This is a genomic window from Asticcacaulis sp. AC402, assembly GCF_000495835.1.
Classification (GTDB): domain Bacteria; phylum Pseudomonadota; class Alphaproteobacteria; order Caulobacterales; family Caulobacteraceae; genus Asticcacaulis.
The window spans coordinates 59,683-75,529 of record NZ_AWGC01000027.1; the positions used below are offsets into that span (position 1 = coordinate 59,683).

At 60.8% G+C, this 15,847-nt stretch carries 12 protein-coding genes; 4 read left to right on the forward strand and 8 right to left on the reverse strand.

The genetic code is table 11. From position 1 onward, the window contains the following. Positions 1 to 7: 7 nt before the first annotated feature. Genes ABAC402_RS35075 through ABAC402_RS35090 form a run of 4 tightly spaced genes read right to left on the reverse strand, consistent with a single transcriptional unit; the run spans position 8 to position 4,573 of the window. The gene (locus ABAC402_RS35075; protein ID WP_023450548.1) at positions 8 to 877 is read right to left on the reverse strand and encodes a carbohydrate ABC transporter permease; all 870 of its coding nucleotides are present in this window, start codon (positions 875 to 877) and stop codon (positions 8 to 10) included. Continuing rightward, positions 874 to 1,770: a carbohydrate ABC transporter permease gene (locus ABAC402_RS35080; RefSeq protein ID WP_023450549.1), complete on the reverse strand. Its 897-nt coding sequence runs from the start codon at positions 1,768 to 1,770 to the stop codon at positions 874 to 876. The genes ABAC402_RS35075 and ABAC402_RS35080 overlap by 4 nt, the downstream gene beginning before the upstream one ends. Next, entirely contained in the window at positions 1,767 to 3,071 is a 1,305-nt protein-coding gene (locus tag ABAC402_RS35085; RefSeq protein WP_023450550.1) for a sugar ABC transporter substrate-binding protein, read from the reverse strand. Before ABAC402_RS35085 ends, ABAC402_RS35080 begins: the two co-directional genes overlap by 4 nt. Further along, positions 3,068 to 4,573: a glucoamylase family protein gene (locus ABAC402_RS35090; protein WP_031235853.1), complete on the reverse strand. Its 1,506-nt coding sequence runs from the start codon at positions 4,571 to 4,573 to the stop codon at positions 3,068 to 3,070. Before ABAC402_RS35090 ends, ABAC402_RS35085 begins: the two co-directional genes overlap by 4 nt. A gap of 348 nt (positions 4,574 to 4,921) precedes the next feature. Here ABAC402_RS35090 and ABAC402_RS39375 point away from each other — a divergent pair, with 348 nt between their 5' ends. After that, positions 4,922 to 5,311: a hypothetical protein gene (locus ABAC402_RS39375; protein ID WP_155847439.1), complete on the forward strand. Its 390-nt coding sequence runs from the start codon at positions 4,922 to 4,924 to the stop codon at positions 5,309 to 5,311. 423 nt (positions 5,312 to 5,734) lie between these two features. Here the strand turns inward: ABAC402_RS39375 and ABAC402_RS35100 are convergent, their stop codons facing one another. Both ABAC402_RS35100 and ABAC402_RS35105 read right to left on the reverse strand, forming a co-directional pair. Then, positions 5,735 to 8,629, reverse strand: coding sequence for a TonB-dependent receptor domain-containing protein (locus tag ABAC402_RS35100; protein ID WP_023450553.1), 2,895 nt, complete (start codon positions 8,627 to 8,629; stop codon positions 5,735 to 5,737). Positions 8,630 to 8,716: 87 nt separating this feature from the next. Beyond that, entirely contained in the window at positions 8,717 to 9,763 is a 1,047-nt protein-coding gene (locus tag ABAC402_RS35105) for a LacI family DNA-binding transcriptional regulator (protein ID WP_023450554.1), read from the reverse strand. 318 nt (positions 9,764 to 10,081) lie between these two features. On the opposite strand from ABAC402_RS35105, the gene ABAC402_RS35110 reads away from it, so the two are divergent. Further along, complete coding sequence (locus tag ABAC402_RS35110) at positions 10,082 to 11,431, forward strand: GH1 family beta-glucosidase (RefSeq protein ID WP_023450555.1); 1,350 nt, start codon at positions 10,082 to 10,084, stop codon at positions 11,429 to 11,431. 683 nt (positions 11,432 to 12,114) lie between these two features. Here the strand turns inward: ABAC402_RS35110 and ABAC402_RS40325 are convergent. Continuing rightward, positions 12,115 to 12,282 (reverse strand): hypothetical protein, encoded by a 168-nt coding sequence (locus ABAC402_RS40325; protein WP_023450556.1) that lies wholly within the window; start codon positions 12,280 to 12,282, stop codon positions 12,115 to 12,117. 293 nt (positions 12,283 to 12,575) lie between these two features. Here ABAC402_RS40325 and ABAC402_RS35115 point away from each other — a divergent pair, with 293 nt between their 5' ends. Continuing rightward, complete coding sequence (locus ABAC402_RS35115; RefSeq protein WP_023450557.1) at positions 12,576 to 13,628, forward strand: ribonucleotide-diphosphate reductase subunit beta; 1,053 nt, start codon at positions 12,576 to 12,578, stop codon at positions 13,626 to 13,628. A gap of 406 nt (positions 13,629 to 14,034) precedes the next feature. Further along, positions 14,035 to 15,441: a tetratricopeptide repeat protein gene (locus ABAC402_RS35120; protein WP_031235857.1), complete on the forward strand. Its 1,407-nt coding sequence runs from the start codon at positions 14,035 to 14,037 to the stop codon at positions 15,439 to 15,441. Between the two features lie 117 nt (positions 15,442 to 15,558). Here the strand turns inward: ABAC402_RS35120 and ABAC402_RS35125 are convergent, their stop codons facing one another. Next, on the reverse strand, positions 15,559 to 15,771 hold the full coding sequence (locus ABAC402_RS35125; protein ID WP_023450559.1) for a CsbD family protein: 213 nt from the start codon (positions 15,769 to 15,771) through the stop codon (positions 15,559 to 15,561). Positions 15,772 to 15,847: the final 76 nt, after the last annotated feature.

Below are 15,847 nucleotides of genomic sequence, written 5' to 3' on the forward strand. Positions count from 1 at the left end.
ATGGCGATTATCCCTTCACGCTGCCTGACAGCAGTCCGCGGACGTAGTGGCGCTGCAGCAGGATGAAGAGGACAAGAACCGGGGCGATGGTGACCGTGGCGCCGGCCATCATCAGCCCCTGATCCTGGAGATGTTCCTGGGACAGGGCGGCGATGGCCAGAGGCAGGGTGTAATAGGTGTCGTCCGACAGGACGATAAGCGGCCACAGGAAGTCGTTCCAGGCGGCCAGGAAGGTAAAGACGCCAAGTGTCACCATGATGGGACGCAGATTGGGTAGAACGATGCGGCGAAAGACCTGCCATTCCGAAGCGCCGTCAACGCGGGCGGCCTGAAGCATTTCGTCCGGCAGGCTCAGGGCATATTGCCGGACCAGGAAGATGCCGAACAGCGACGACATGAAGGGCACCACCACACCGACATAGGTGTTGAGGAGGTGCAGGTTCTTCAGCAGGAAGAACAGGGGCAGCATGGTGAGCTGGCCCGGAATGACCAGGGCGGCGAGCAGGGCCTGGAACAGCTTTTCGCGGCCCCTGAACTGCAGCTTGGCGAAAGCATATCCCGCCGTGATGTTGAAGGCGAGCGACAGGGCCGTCGCCAGGCAGGCAACGAACAGCGAGTTCAGGACGTAGCGGCCCATATGCTGGTAGGCGAACAGTTCGGCATAGTTGTCGAGCGTCGGATTCACTGGCCATAACCGCGCCGGGAAGGCATTGGCCTCGGCTTCCGGCATGAAGGACATGGAGGTCATCCAGAACAGCGGAAAGGCTGCCCAGGCGGTGGCGAAGACGAGAACAGAGCCGGCGATCAGGGTGGGGACGGAGGGGATCTTCATGCGCCAAATCTTCATGCGCCCAATCTTCATGAGCCAAGTCTTCATGCAAAACTCTCCTGCGACCGGTTACGGATGAAGGAGATGCCGATCAGGATGGCGAACAGGATGAAGGCCGTCGCAGAGGCATGGCCCAGGTTCCAGTACTTGAAGCCGTCCTGGTACATGTAATAGAGCAGGGAGAAGGTCGACTGGGCGGGTCCGCCCTGGGTCATGACATAGGGCTCGGCGAAGAGCTGGAAATAGCCCGCCACGGTCAGCAGGGCGACCATCCACAACACGGGCGCCACGCCGGGAAGCGTCACATGCAAAAATCGCGACCACGGACCGGCACCGTCGACCCTGGCGCTTTCGTACAGTTCGTCGGGGATCTTCTGCAAGGCCGCCAGCAGGATCAGCATGTTGTAGCCGAAGTTCTTCCACACGGCGAACAGGATAATGGCCGGCATCGACCAGTGCGGATCGCCCAGCCAGTCGATCGGCGGCACACCGACGACGCCCAGGCCACGATTGACCCACCCGTACTGGAAATCGACCATGTAACGCCAGATGATGGCGGCCGCGACCAGGGTGGCGACATAGGGGCCGAACAAAACAGTACGAAAGACCGGCTTTAAGCCCACACCTGGCGTGTTCAGCGCCATGGCCAGCCCCAGGGATACGGCGATCGACAAAGGCGTACCGACAACGGCGAAATAGGCGGTGTTGCCGAAGGCCTTCCAGAACAGGGGCGAGCCCAGCAGGTTGATATAGTTGTCAAAGCCGATGAAGCTCAGATTCTTCAGGTCGGCCAGGGCGTAGATGTCGAAGTCGGTAAAGCTCATCACAAAGGCGCCGGCCACCGGCGCCAGGAAGAAGATGAACAGGATCAGAAGGGCGGGCGCGACGAAGACGTGGCCGGGTGAGAGATGTTTTACGAAGACGCGCAGGTCGTAACTCATGCCGCGCCGCTTTTTTGAAAGCTGCGCTGCCTGGCGAGAAGGGTGCGGCGTTTGGTGAGGACGTTCCAGGCAAAGGCGTCCAGCCGCTCCAGCGCCGCATCCAGCCCGACCTGGCCGCGGATAACCCGCTCCAGCGCGCCGGTCATCTCATTGGCGATCCGCTCCCATTCCGGCACCTTGGGCACCGGCCGGGCCATGCTCAGCTGGTCGAAGAAGGCGTGGGTGCGTTCGTCCTCCATCAGCCGGGCCATCGGCCAGGCATCGCGGTCGGGCGGCAGGTCGCCGGTCGCCTGGTAGAAGACGGCCTGCTGCCGGGTGTTGCACATGTATTCGACAAACGAAAACGCCACCTCCTTGTTTCTGGAGGCGCGGGTGACACACATCGACACGCCGCCGGCCGACGACGCCCCGGGGCCTTTGGGCCCGGGCAGGGGTGCCGTCGCCCACTTGTCCTGCAGGGCGGCCGGCAGGCGGCGCGAAAACTCGCCCAGGTTCCACGGACCGGTGATAATGAAGGCGTACTCGCCGCGGGCAAAGGCCGAATAGTAGTCGGTGACTTCGGAATGCATAATACGGGCGGCGTAGCCACGCTCATAGAGCGAGGCGGCGTAGGCAAACGCGTCGCGGATGCCGGCCTGGCGAAAGCCGCCGCGGGTGTCGTTGTCGAGCAGCAGCGAATCGTCGCTTTGCAGGCACAGCGCCACCAGCGGCTCGTACTCGTTGATCGGCATCAGCAGGCCGTGACGGCCTGCCCCGGACAGAGCCGCCAATTGGGCGTCCCAGCGGTCCCAGGTGGCCGCCGGGACGTCGAACCCGGCCTGGTGCAGCAGGTCGGTCCGATAGAAGAGCAGCCGCGTATCGACATACCATGGCACGCCCAGAATGCGGTCGCCAATGGTCACTGCGTTACGCGCGCCGTCGAAGAAATGGTCGAAGCGGATGGCGCTGCCCTTCAGCCGGTCGTTCAGTGGCTCCAGGGCGTTGAGCGCCGCGAATTCCGACACCCAGGTGTTCCCCAGCGCAATGATGTCGGGCAGGTTGTCGGCGGCAAAAGCGGTCAGCAGTTTTTCGTGCGCGGCACTCCACGGCAGGACCTGAACCCGGATCGTGACACCGGGATGGCTGCGTTCGAACTCACGCGCAAACGGGCCAAGCGCCTCGCCTTCCAAGCCCATGGCCCAGACGCGCAGCGGCGCTTTCGCCGTGCAGCCGGCCAGAGAACTTGCCAGAGAACTGGCCAGAGAACTGGAAACGGCGACGGAGGCGAGAAGGCCGGTGGCGGCGCGGCGCGTCAGGGTCATGAACCGCCTTTCAGCCAGTCGCCGGCGGGGGTCACGCCCTGGAAGCCGGCCAGTTTCAGGCCGCGCCGGACGATCGGACCCGTAACCGTGCTGCGGTTGAACAGGTCCCAGATAAAGCCCGAGCGGTGGTTTTCCAGCATCGCCAGGATCGGGCCCTGGTCGATGGCGAGATATTCGTAGGCGACCCAGCCGGCCTTGGCAGTATGATGACCGCTGCGCGATGGCAGGTCCCTGGGGAAGGACGGGTTGAAGGCATCGAAAAAGCCATAGTCACCGTAGAGGTCGCTACCGTATTTTTCGCGGAGCGCATGAACCAGGGGGGCGCAGATCTCAGGCGAGAAGGCGATCGAAGACAGGCCGGCCGTCGGCGCAAGGGTGCCGTCGTCATTGCCTTCCTTGTCGCCGGTTTGCGGGCCACGGGCGGAATATTCGAAAAACTGGACCTCGCGGCCGTTATAGGGCGCCTTGACATAGGCCGGACCGCGGCAGGCGGTCAGGCCCCAGACGTCGCCGCTATAGTCCTTGAATCCGCCGGGATTCTGGATGGCATAGTTGCGCTGGGCCACGGTGGCGCGCTGGGAATTGATGAAATAGTCGATACCCTTTTCGCGCATATAGGCGTCGGCGATGCCGCGATAGTCGTACCAGACATGGGAATACTGATGGCCAAACAACGGCGCGAAGCCCAGGTGCGGTTCGCCGAAATTGGCGCCCCAGGTGACGCCAATGGTGGCGGCCCAGGCATCCCAGGCGGTCGCCTTGATCGGATGGGTCGGCGAGGCCAGACCCAGCAGATAGACCATCATGCCTTCATTGTAACGGTCCCAGCTGCGGATAATCTTGCCGGTGTCGTCGTTACCCTGACGGCCGGGCTCCGGGTGGTAGCCCATGCTGATCAGGCCGTTGTCCCGCTCAAGGAAGGTCCAGTCGATGCGGTCATAAAGCGCCACGCCCAGCTTGCGGATTTCCGTTTCCGCGGCGTTGTCACCGTCGAAGAAACCGGCCGCCGTCAGGGCGCCGGTGATGAACAGGGCGGTGTCTATGCTGGACAGTTCGACCGTGTCGTGGCGCAGGCCGGTGTCCATATTCAGAAAGTGGTAGAAAAAGCCCTTGTAGCCCATGACGCCGGCCGTTTGCGGGCCCTGGGGGCCGTTCCAGAAGGTGCGGAGCGTCGTCAGGGTGCGTTCAGCGGCAGCGGCGCGGTCGACATAGCCGGACTTAACGCCAATACAGTAGGCGTTAAGGGCAAAGCCAACGGCGGCGATGGAACAGAAGTCGGGATTGGGCCAGTTGTCGGGGGTGAGGCCGGTTTTCGAGGGTGTAACGTCCCAGAACCACTGGAAGGTGCGCTTATGCAGGTCGGCCAGGGTGTCGTCCCAGACGGCGGCGGGTGACTTGGTTTTTTGCGGCTGACAGCCGGTGAGCGTCAGCCCTGTGCCTGCGGCGGACGCCATCATCAGGGAGCGCCGCGAAAGAGACGAAACCGGCGGAGTGAACGTCATGCCATCAACCTTCAACTTGTAATGCCCGAGGGCTTTAACCGTATGGGAAAACAGGCGGCAGTCCGGGCCGCGCCGCACTGGGTCAGATGCCAGTCAGACCGTTGAAAAAGACCACCCGCATCCGATTTTCCTCACTATGTTTTTCTTTGTTGCTTAAGGCTGTAAGCGTTTACATTTGGCTTGTCAAGCCGAGGCGTTTGGGTTTGGCTGTCCGGTATTTAGAAAGGGATTTTGACCACGAACGACACGAACGGACACGAACTTTATGGGGTGCTGGAAACCACCGCGCAGCGGCAACTTTCGTAAAGTGAATCCACAGATTACACAGATTATAGGGATTAAGACGGATTGCGCCGTCCTGCCGGTGATAACCCTCAACAGGCGGGACGCGCATCGATTTATGACAGGAAAGGCCGCTTCGCGGCGTCAGGACGACCCGAAAGTTCGTGTCTGTTCGTGAGGTTCGTGGTGAAAATTCTTGAGATGGGGGCGGCAGGCAAAGTCGGCCTGAAACTTTGGCACCTGCCCTCAAGTGAGGTACAATTGGCTCAAAAGGAGATTGCTACGTTGTACAACAAAGAGCCGGCCGTCGAGCCGCAAGGGCATGATATATGGCTTCGCGCCAAGGTCCAGGAAGCGCTTGACGAAATGCAGCCGGACCTTTCGAATGAAGATGTCGAAGCCCATTTTGCTGCGCGCCGTTCGGCTGCTCTGCGTAAAGCGGAGGAACAGGGGTGAGGCTGGAGTGGTTGCACAATGCGCGCCGATCGGAACGAGATTCTCGATTACTTCGACGCCGAAAGTCCAGATCGAGCGCATGACACACTGACATCCGAGCCCTCATGCGCGGTTAAATTCTGCCTATCCAAGCACTCGTAGCTTCCCCCAATATCGACTCTGACCCCTTTGCCGCCACCACGCGCCCGGACGAAAGCCTTGATAAGCCCGTGCTTCTGTAATGCCGCGTCAAATATGGATGGGGAATATTGCTCCTGTCCACGTATTTCCAACTAAAGGCCCCTCACCCGATCGCGTTCACTTCGCTCCGCTCTCGTCCTCTCCCCGTAAACGGGGAGAGGTAAGGTTAGGCCGGTATCTTGATATAAAAAAAAGGGGGGAGGTACATGCCCTCCCCCCTTCCCCAGGATCAGATCCTCACGCTTACCACTTGTACTTCAGGCCGACCTGGAAGGAGCGGGCTTGACCGACGGTGGCGTTTTCCTTCTTCGACGGACCGCCGCCCCAGTTGGAGCCGGCGCCCCACGCCGAATAGGCGCGGTTGACGTGATCGAACACATTGTAGACCTGACCGTCCACGGTGATGACGTTGCCGTTGGGCAGTTCGAAGTCCTTGGCGATGCGCAGGTCCAGGTTCTGATAGGCCAGGTCGTCTTCCGGGAAGTAGACGCCCGACAGGTTGGCGATACAGCAGGCATTGGGCGGGTTCGGGCCGGTGCCGTCGATCGTGCCGAACGGCGTACCCGAAGCCAGGGTCAGGGTGGCCGACATGGTGGTATCCCACGGTCCGGCGACGATGCCAGTACCGACGAAGCGCAGCTTGTCGACGCCCAGGGTATAGCTATAGCCGAACACATCCTGACGCGGGCCGGCGAAGAATTCGTCAGCGCCGTGCTCGGAGCCGGTGTTCTTGGCATTGGCCAGGGTCAGGGTGGCCGAGAAGCCGTAGCCGTCCTGGATGTTGAACGGCTTGTCGACCGTCATGTAGACAGAGTCGTACTTGGCTTCGCCGCCATTGGCGCCGATGTTCAGCTTACCATTGAAGCCGGCCAGCTGGCCTTCCGCCGGGAAGTTGTCGATGACAAAGCCGTCACCCAGCGGCGAGAAGGTGCCGTTGAGCATGCGGTTGCCGCGGACATACTGGAAGGCGTCGTGCGAGCGGTTATGCGCCACGCCAAAGGTCGTCTGGATGTCGCCGAAGCGGGCGCGGAAACCCAGGTTCGCCTGATCTGTATAGGGCACCTTGGTCTCGTTGTTCAGCAGCCACACCGAACCACCGGTACCGGCCGCCGCCAGTTGCTGACGAAGGGTGTTGGCGTCCGTTTGGGCAGTCGTAAGAGTCGCAACCAGTTCGGGTGTCTGGCGGGTGTTGATGATGGTTTCCAGCGACGCTGCGATGAAGGCGTTACGATCGTAGTAGCGGCCCCAACCACCGAACAGGACCAGATTGCGATCGCCCATAACGTCGTAGGAGAAGCCGATCCGGGGCTGGAAGGCGCCGGTGAAGGATTCGCGATTGTCACCTGTCGAGACATAGTCACGATAGTTGATGCCGGCAGCGACCCAATTGGTGTAGGCGGCCAGGGCGTTCACGATTTTGGTCGGCGTCACATAGTCGTTGTTCATCATATTCGACTCGTAATCCCAGCGCAGGCCGAGGTTAACGGTCAGATGCTCGTTCACTTCCCAGTCGTCCTGGACATACAGGCCGAGCATGGTGTTGTCGACCGAGACAAGGCCGGTCGGCGCCAGGGCAACCTGGCCTTTCCAAACGCGGCCGGCCGTCGCTGCGGCTGACAGGTTGGTGTAAGCGTAGTTGCCTGAGATATCGACCCAATAGCTGCCCTGGGTATGGACATCTTCGTCGCGGGTGAGGGTGGTCTGGGCCACCTTGATGCCCGCCTTAAGGGTGTGGCGACCATTCCATTCAAAGTCGCTGTAAGTGAAGTCGTTCTTGAAGGTGGTCAGCTTCTGCGACGAATCCTGAGCGAAGAAGTGGCGGCCGAGGATAGCCGCGTCGGGGCCGAAAACGCCATTGGTCAGGTTGATCTGAGGCCCGGCTTCGGTGATCTGGGGCGTGCCGGTGGCGTCATCGCGGTAGGACAGGCTCATTTCGTTGAGCCAACCGTCGCCACGGCGGGTCCATTCGACCGAAAACTGGTCGGTCTTGGAGCGGATGTTGCGGGCACTTTCGCGGGCGCGGTTGCCGCCGTAGTCGCGGATATCCTCTTCATCGCGCTTGAAGACCGAGAAGTCGAGCGTGTCGGCATCGTTCAGATACCAGGTCAGCTTACCAAAGATCAGATCCTGGCTAAACGGATCGGCGAACGAGCCCGTGAACGGGCCGGCGTTGGCCGGAACGGAGACGGCCGTGCTCGGGTTCTGTTGCTTGGTGGCTTCATAGGCCAGGTAGAAATGCAGGGTGTCCTTGATAATCGGGCCACCGATATCGAGGCCATACTGTTCACGGTTGTAATCGGGTTTCGGGTTTGCGCGCTCAAAGAACGGCTGGCCGATCATGTCCTTGGACTGGACCTGATAGAAGAAGGTGCCGTGATATTCGGAACCGCCGGACTTGGTGACCGCCGAGATGACCGACGAACCGGCCTGCTCGATTTCGGCCTTGAAGTTCTGGGACGAAACCTTGAACTCCTGGACGGCCAGTTGCGGGAACGGGTTGCCGCGCGAGAAGGCCTGGCCTGCCACGCCGCCGTGGCCGGAGAAGTTCTTGAACGACTGACCGTCGATAAAGACGTTGACCTGGTCGGGGCCGACGCCGCCGCCCTGGAACTGCTTTTGCGTCGTGCTGGTGGAAACGCTGACGCCGGGCGCCAGGGCAGCGAAGTTCAGGAAGTTACGATCGTTCTGCGGCAGGTTTTCGATCTGACGCTGGGACACGGAGGTGGCGATTTCCGAGGTCCGGACTTCTTTTGTGCGGCGGCCGCGAACCGTGACCACCGTGGTTTCACCCGAAGCCACCGCATCGGCGAGATCGAGCGTCGCGGTTTCACCAACCGCCAGGACGATATCGTCCTGGGTGGCGCCGGCAACGACGCGATAGTTGCTGGGGCGCAGGCCGACGATGATGTAGCTGCCATCGGCGGAGGCCGTCGTGGTCACACTCTGGCCCGTCACGGTATCGGTGGCGGTCACGGTCGCGCCCGGAGCGGCGCGGCCTTGCAGAGCGGCGGTATCGGCGGCGAAGGCGCTGCTGGCGAAGACGCTGAGCGACAGGGCGGCCGCGATGGCGACAGCCGAGACGCCGGTCCCCAGGTGCGTTTTTTGACGCGTTCCTGGGCGTGCAGGTTGAGTTCTCATTTTTTCTCCTCCCAATTCCGTACCCATTATGGGCCGGGGCTTATGTGCTGTAACTGGCTGTGCGTGATCCGTAGTCTCAGGCAGGGGTCAGGTTGGGGCTGGCCGCCTTCGGGAGCTGTCACGGAAAACCAGCTCCGGTGAAACGATAACGCCCTCGCCCGACTCGCGGTCTTCGCCGTCGGACAGGCTGTCGCGCTCCATGGCGTCGACCAGCAGTTCCAGGCCGCGGCGGCCGAGATCGAAGACACCGACCCTCAGCGTGCTGAGCGGCGGTGAGACGAAGCGTGAAATCGGGATGTCGTCGAATCCGACCAGGGCGACCTCGTCGGGGACCGACTTGCCGGCCTCGCGCAAGGCCAGCAGGCAGCCGACCGCCATCATATCGTTGGCGACGAAAATGCCTTGCGGCATGGGCTCGCCGGCCTGGGCACAGGCGTTGAGAAACGCCTTGGCGCCGCGGTAACCGGATTCCTCGGTGAAGTCGCCTTCGAACATCGGGCAGATGGCGCCGGGCAGGGCCCTTTCGGCGGCTTCCAGGAAACCGCGGCGGCGCTCCTGCGCCTCGAAATTGCTGGCGGGACCGGAGATATGGGCCAGGGTCCGGCAGCCCTGATCGACCAGGTGCTTGACCGCCGTCATGGCGCCGCCGAAATTGTCGATGCTGATCGAGCCCTGCTCGACCCGGCCGATGCGCGAGGCGATCGTAACCAGGGGCAGATTCAACGGCAACACGGCCGCCAGATCCTGGGAATCGACGAAGGGCGACATGACCAGCAGGCCATCGACCCGGCCCCCCATGGCGCGCACGGCGGCGACCGCCTCATTGATGTCGCCGTGCGACCCGGACACCAGCAGGTGCAGGCCGCGGGCACGGGCGGCGACATCGACGCCGCGGATGATTTCAGAGAAGAATTCGCCATAGATATCGGGCAGGAGGACACCGATCGTGTTGGTCCGGGCCATGACCAGGGAGCGCGCGCCGCCATGCGGCACGTAGCGCAGCTTGCCGGCGGCTTCGAGCACGCGCCGGCGCACCTCCTCGGCGACATTGTCCAGGCCGTTGATGGCCCGGGACGCCGACGCTATGGAGACATCCGCCTCACGGGCGACGTCCTTAAGGGTAGCTCCCTTCATGTCCGTCTTAACCTTCCGATCCCCAAATCGTTCATTTTTGTTTCGTTCCATGTAGTTCCCCAGGATGACCCGACTCAGCGGGCCCCCTTGAGTGGCACAGAACGGCGTTCCGGTTAATCTGCAAACGCTTACAAATGCGCCTGTAAACGCTTACAAAATTCTTGTCAACGCCGCTGTAAGCGTTTACACAAGTTTGCATCACGGCTGAAACCTTAATGCATCACTACCCGTGGGTAGCCACGGTTGTGATTCGTTAACCATTTGCTTTTTTATGACACCCGCGGTTTTCAACACGACTGCGCACGGGACGGGGGACGGATGCCGGGTTTTCCCGATGGTTTTCTATGGGGGTGCGCAACAGCAGCCTACCAGATCGAGGGCGCCGCCAAGGCCGACGGCAAGGGCCCCAGCATTTGGGACCGTTTTGTGCACACACCTGGCCACCTGCCTGAGGGTGAAACCGGCGACGTCGCGTGCGATCACTATCATCGTTTCCGCGACGATATCGCCCTGATGAAGCGCCTTTGCATGCAGGCCTATCGCTTCAGCCTGTCGTGGTCGCGCATCCTGCCGCAGGGCACGGGCGCGGTGAACCCGGCCGGGATCGCGTTTTACTCCGATCTGATCGACGAACTCCTGGCCAACGGTATCGAACCTATGGTCACGCTCTTCCACTGGGACCTGCCGGCGGCGCTCGACGACCGCGGCGGCTGGCTGAACCGCGAGTCTGCCGACTGGTTCGCCGACTACGCCCGGGTGGCATTCGAAGCCTTCGACGGCCGCGTGACCAGGTGGGTGACGCTTAACGAACCCTGGGTGGTCAGCGATGGTGGCTATCTGCATGGCACCATCGCGCCGGGCCACAAGAATCGTTTCGAGGCGCCGATCGCTTCGCACAACCTGATGCGGGCCCATGGGGCGGCCGTCAGGTTGTACCGCGAAATCGGCCACCACGAGATCGGGCTCGTGGTCAATATCGAGCCGAAATACGCCGCCTCTAACTCCAATGCCGATATCGCCGCCACCCGACGCGCTGCCGCCTATATGAACGAGCAGTACCTGGATCCAGCGTTACTGGGGTCCTATCCCACAGAACTGCGTGAGGTCTTCAACGGCGCCTGGCCTGACTGGGACCGCAGCGATTTCGAGCTGATCCGCCAGCCGATCGATTTTATCGGCGTCAACTACTATACGCGCTCGGTTACACGCCAGGACGACAGTGCCTGGTTTTTGAAGGCCGCCGCGGTGCGCCAGCCGCTGGCGACCTATACCGAAACGAACTGGGAGGTCTATCCGCAGGGCCTGACCGACACACTCCTGTGGGTGCGTGAGCGCTATGGCGACATTCCCCTCTATATCACCGAGAACGGCGCTGCCTTCTTCGATCCGCCGGTGGCCGAGGACGGCCGGGTGCGCGATCCGCTGCGCACCGGTTACCTGCAGAAACATCTGCTGGCGGTGCGCGAAGCCATCAACGCAGGGGTTGATGTCCGCGGCTACCTGGTATGGTCGTTTATGGACAATCTCGAATGGACCCTGGGCTACGCCAAGCGGTTCGGCATTGTCCACGTCAATTTCGCCACCCAGGAGCGCACGCCCAAGGACAGCGCCCACTGGTATGCCCGGGTGATCGCCAGCCACGGCGAGAGTCTGGTTGAACCTTTATAAGCTTCAGGACGGCCGGTTTCTCCCAACGACCGATCCTGACCCCGAGCCCCGCCAGGTTTTCTCCCTTACCTGGCGGGGTGTTTTTTCGGAATCCTCCGCGGTCACCGCCAAGGTGCTTATACCAAGCCTCATAAAGAATGACTCTTGGTATTCGCATTTTTTCAGCTCAAGCGCCGCATGGCTCCTCGCAAAAGCTCGGGCGGCCAGTCGGCCTTGCCAACCCGCGGTGTGTCAAGAATTACGCGGGTTGGAATTATCCGGCAAGCCCGGAGGAATCAAACCTCTTACGGGACGGACCGAAACGGACTTCAGGATGATCTGACTCCGCTGCCCAGCGTCAACAAAGGTAAAGTGGATCCACAGATTACACAGATTATACCAAGCCTCATAAAGAATGACGCTTGGTATTCGCTTTTTTCAGCTCAAGTGCCGCATGGCTCCTCGCAAAAGCTCGGGCGCGCAGTCGCGCTTGCCAACCCACGATGAGTCAAGATTTTCGCGGGTTGGTATTACACAGATTGAGTCATAGGGGGCTCGATATCTAATCTGTCTGATCTGCGTCATCTGTGGATCGACTTAGGAGGAGGGGCCGCTATGCGGCGGATTCAAATGACAAAGAACTCTACCTCTTCCGTGCCTTCTGTGGCTTTCTGTGGTTTTATTTTGCCGCGTTTCGCCGACGTCTATTGCAATCGGATGAACTCGAAATCGTCATCGATCGCCATAGTCTGGCGCACGCTGGACAACGCGCGCGGCGTTGCCGCCGTCGGGACCGTTTCATGCGAGGATAGGGAGGGATTGACATAGTGGCCCACCATCGATTTCACATTGAGAAAAAAAGAATCTTCCACAAACCTCCTCATTTGCGCCGTCGAGACGTCACCGAAAGCCGGGCCAATCCGTACTGACAATTAAAGGGGCTGGCCCCGCATTCACAAATCATTTCGCGTTAACCTTTCCACTCGACTCGCTACGAGGCTCTGCTAACGTCGCGACCGGCTCGGGTGGCAAACAACCTTCGCCACAGGGCGACAGAATTTGTCCCCAAAATTCACCCACTAGATATAGATGTTAAGCTGGCATTAACCACTATTTGTGGTGATATAGCGTCGGCTTAGGCCACAGTTTCGATTCGGGATTACCAATGACCACGTCACGCCTTTTGTCTGCTTCCGGTGCCGGCCTTCTGACCCCCAGCCACAGCTACAAGCCCTTCCGCTACCCGTGGGCGTTCGAATACTGGCGCAAGCAGCAGCAGGTCCACTGGATCCCCGAAGAAGTACCGCTGGGCGAGGACTGCAAGGACTGGGCGGCCAAGCTCAACGACTCCGAGCGCAATCTGCTGACGCAGATTTTTCGTTTCTTTACCCAGTCCGACATCGAGGTCCAGGACAACTATCTGGAACGCTATTCGCGGGTGTTCAAGCCTACCGAAATCAAGATGATGCTGTCGGCCTTTGCCAATATGGAAACCATCCATATCGCGGCCTATGCCCTGCTGCTCGAAACCATCGGCATGCCCGAGTCCGAGTTCGGCGCGTTCATGGATTATGAAGCCATGCGCGACAAGCACGACTTCATGGGTACGTTCGGCGTCGATACCGAAGCCGATGTCTGCCGCACCCTCGCCATGTTCGGCGGTTTCACCGAAGGCCTGCAGTTGTTTGCCTCGTTCGCCATGCTGATGAACTTCCCGCGCTTCAACAAGATGAAGGGCATGGGCCAGATCGTGTCGTGGTCGGTGCGCGACGAAAGCCTGCACTGCGAAGGCATCATCAAGCTGTACCACACCTTCGCCAAGGAAACGAAGGCAGTCACCAAGTCGGTCCAGGACGACATCATCGACTGCTGCAAGACCGTCGTGAGGATGGAGGACAAGTTCATCGACCTGGCCTTTGAAATGGGCCCGGTGCAGGGCATGACTCCTGACGATATAAAGGCCTACATCCGCTACATCGCCGACTGGCGCCTGCGTCAGCTGAACCTGCCGGAAGTCTTCGGGAGTGTGAAAGAAAACCCGCTGCCGTGGCTTCAGGTGATGCTGTCGGGCGTCGAGCACGCCAACTTCTTCGAGGCCCGCGCCACGGAGTATTCCAAGGCCGCCACCACCGGCCAGTGGACCGGTGACCAGGGAGTCTGGGGTGCTTTCGACCAGCTGATGAAGAAGCGCGCGGAAGGCATGAAGTTGGGCGTCTAGTCAACAATCTGGTGAGGTGTGCAGCACTTTCGGCGAGATTGCGCGCCAAAAAAAAAGCGGGGTTTCGATTCTATCAGAACAGATCCCGCTCCCGGCCTGGCATATCTGGCTTCCGCTGACATTGATCGCCGCCTTATCGCGAATGCCGGAACCTCGCACGGCATACTTACCCTTTTCGCTCTGGCGCGGGATAGCTTTAGGTAGAATCGCCATCTCGCTCTAAGTTTTTGTTTTGTCGCGCAATTCATCCGAAATGTGCCTTCCACTTTATCGGATTGCGCCCTGGCTTTCCCGCAGCGCGCGCGCTTTCGACCATCTCCGTGACGGCGCAGCGCACCTGTCACGGGCTGTTGAAATGCCGTTTACAACACGGTAGGCATATCCGTATCGCATTGGGGAAGAGTTCATGTGGAAACGGGTTTTGCGGTCGTCGATCGCTTGTGTGATCCTGCTGGCGGCACCCGGTATCAGTGAAGCGGCGCAAGCAAAGCGCAAACCAACCGCGGCAAAGGCTGCCGCCGCCGAAGGCCATATCGTGCGGGCTATGGCGCTGTCGCAGGCCGGGCAGCCAGCGCAGGCGCTCGCCGAAGCGCAAGCCGCTGTCCGGGCGAATCCGCGTTCGGCGAAGGCCCTGACGACGCGCGGCTTTATCCTCGCCGAGGCCGGGGACAAGGACGGCGCCCTGACCGACTTCGCGGCTGCCAAAGTCCTCGATCCGCGTGATGTCCGCAACTACGCGGCCGCCGCCCTTATCTACGCCGACCGAAAGGATTTTCCGCAGGCTTTGGCAGCCATCAACGCGCTGTTGGAAATCGAGCCGGCCAACCCTCTGGCGCAAATCATGCACGTCAGCCTCTTGCAATCCAGCGGTGACAAGGCACAGGCCGTGCAACGGGCGCAGGCCTACGCCGCCATGCATCCCGACTCTGTCCCCACGGCTCAGGTCCTGGCCGAGGCCTATACCCATAATGACCAGCACGACAAGGCGATCGAAGTGGTGCGCGCCACCGTCGCCAAGTCCCCGGACAATGCCGAGTTGCAGGATGATCTGGCGCAGCGTCTGCTGGAATGCAAGGACAAGACGGTACCCTGCCCTGCCCAGCGTGCGGAGGCGGTCGAAGTGTTTGGCAAGGCAATTGCACTGACGCCGACCGCCGATTTGTATATCGACCGCGCCCAGGCGCGCCCGCTGTCGGACCGCGACGGCAAGTTCGCCGACCTCAACGCCGCCCTGGTCCTCGAGCCGGCCTCGCAGTTCGCCATTCTGGCCCGCGGCGCAACCTATTTCAATTACAAGGAACTGGAAAAAGCGCTGGTCGACGTCGATGCTGCCCTCGCCATCGATCCGACGGATGTCGAAGCCCTGGCGTTGCGGGCACGGATCTATGACGGTCAGGGCAAGGTCGACGCCCAGCTTCAGGATCTTGACGCGCTGACAGCGCTGTTACCTGACAACGTCCAGCATTTGAACAACGCCTGCTGGCTGCGGGCAACGCATAAACGGGAACTGGACAGGGCGCTTGCCCAGTGCAACGCCGCGCTGAAGATCGATGCCAGTAATCGTGTCACTCTGGACAGCCGCGCCCTGGTCCATCTGCAGATGGGAAATTGGGATGAGGCCCTGGCGGACTATAACGCCGCCATGCCGCAACAGTCCTATGCCGTTGCCTTGTACGGCCGCGGCATCGCCAAGCTGCGCAAGGGCATGAAAAAGGAAGGCAAGGCCGACCTCACGTCGGCGAAGAAGCTCGACAAGGGCATTGCCAAGACCTTTGCCGGGTACGGCATCACGCGAAAGCCGAAAAAGAAATAGGCGGGAAAGCGCATCTGAGGAAGCGCCCTCCCGCCCGTTTGCCGCGTCCATCCGGCGGGAAAGACACGACAATCTTGAAAATGGGCTGGTGCATCACAGCCCGCGGCAAGACCTCAGTTAGTGGGTCCGGTCCTTGGCCTTGTCGGTCCATTCGTCGATCTGGCGCTCCGCCTCGTCCTGGGCGACGCCATAACGTTCCTGGATCTTGCCGGACAAAATCTTGCGGTTGCCCTCAATGACGTCGAGATCATCATTGGTTAGCTTGCCCCACGCCTTCTGGACATTGCCGCGGACCTGGTCCCAGCTGCCTTCGATTCGATCCTTGTTCATCGCTAACTCCTGTAAATTCAGTTACTTGATGGAGTTACAGACTTACAGTCCCAGGCCTAAAGTTTCGACATCTTAC

What these genes read in the sequence shown, in the direction of transcription:
- ABAC402_RS35075 (WP_023450548.1), bottom strand. Translation starts at nt 877, where the DNA reads ATGAAGACTTGGCTCATGAAGATTGGGCGCATGAAGATTTGGCGCATG.
- ABAC402_RS35080 (WP_023450549.1), bottom strand. Translation starts at nt 1,770, where the DNA reads ATGAGTTACGACCTGCGCGTCTTCGTAAAACATCTCTCACCCGGCCAC.
- ABAC402_RS35085 (WP_023450550.1), bottom strand. Translation starts at nt 3,071, where the DNA reads ATGACCCTGACGCGCCGCGCCGCCACCGGCCTTCTCGCCTCCGTCGCC.
- ABAC402_RS35090 (WP_031235853.1), bottom strand. Translation starts at nt 4,573, where the DNA reads ATGACGTTCACTCCGCCGGTTTCGTCTCTTTCGCGGCGCTCCCTGATG.
- ABAC402_RS35100 (WP_023450553.1), bottom strand. Translation starts at nt 8,629, where the DNA reads ATGAGAACTCAACCTGCACGCCCAGGAACGCGTCAAAAAACGCACCTG.
- ABAC402_RS35105 (WP_023450554.1), bottom strand. Translation starts at nt 9,763, where the DNA reads ATGAAGGGAGCTACCCTTAAGGACGTCGCCCGTGAGGCGGATGTCTCC.
- ABAC402_RS35110 (WP_023450555.1), top strand. Translation starts at nt 10,082, where the DNA reads ATGCCGGGTTTTCCCGATGGTTTTCTATGGGGGTGCGCAACAGCAGCC.
- ABAC402_RS35115 (WP_023450557.1), top strand. Translation starts at nt 12,576, where the DNA reads ATGACCACGTCACGCCTTTTGTCTGCTTCCGGTGCCGGCCTTCTGACC.
- ABAC402_RS35120 (WP_031235857.1), top strand. Translation starts at nt 14,035, where the DNA reads ATGTGGAAACGGGTTTTGCGGTCGTCGATCGCTTGTGTGATCCTGCTG.
- ABAC402_RS35125 (WP_023450559.1), bottom strand. Translation starts at nt 15,771, where the DNA reads ATGAACAAGGATCGAATCGAAGGCAGCTGGGACCAGGTCCGCGGCAAT.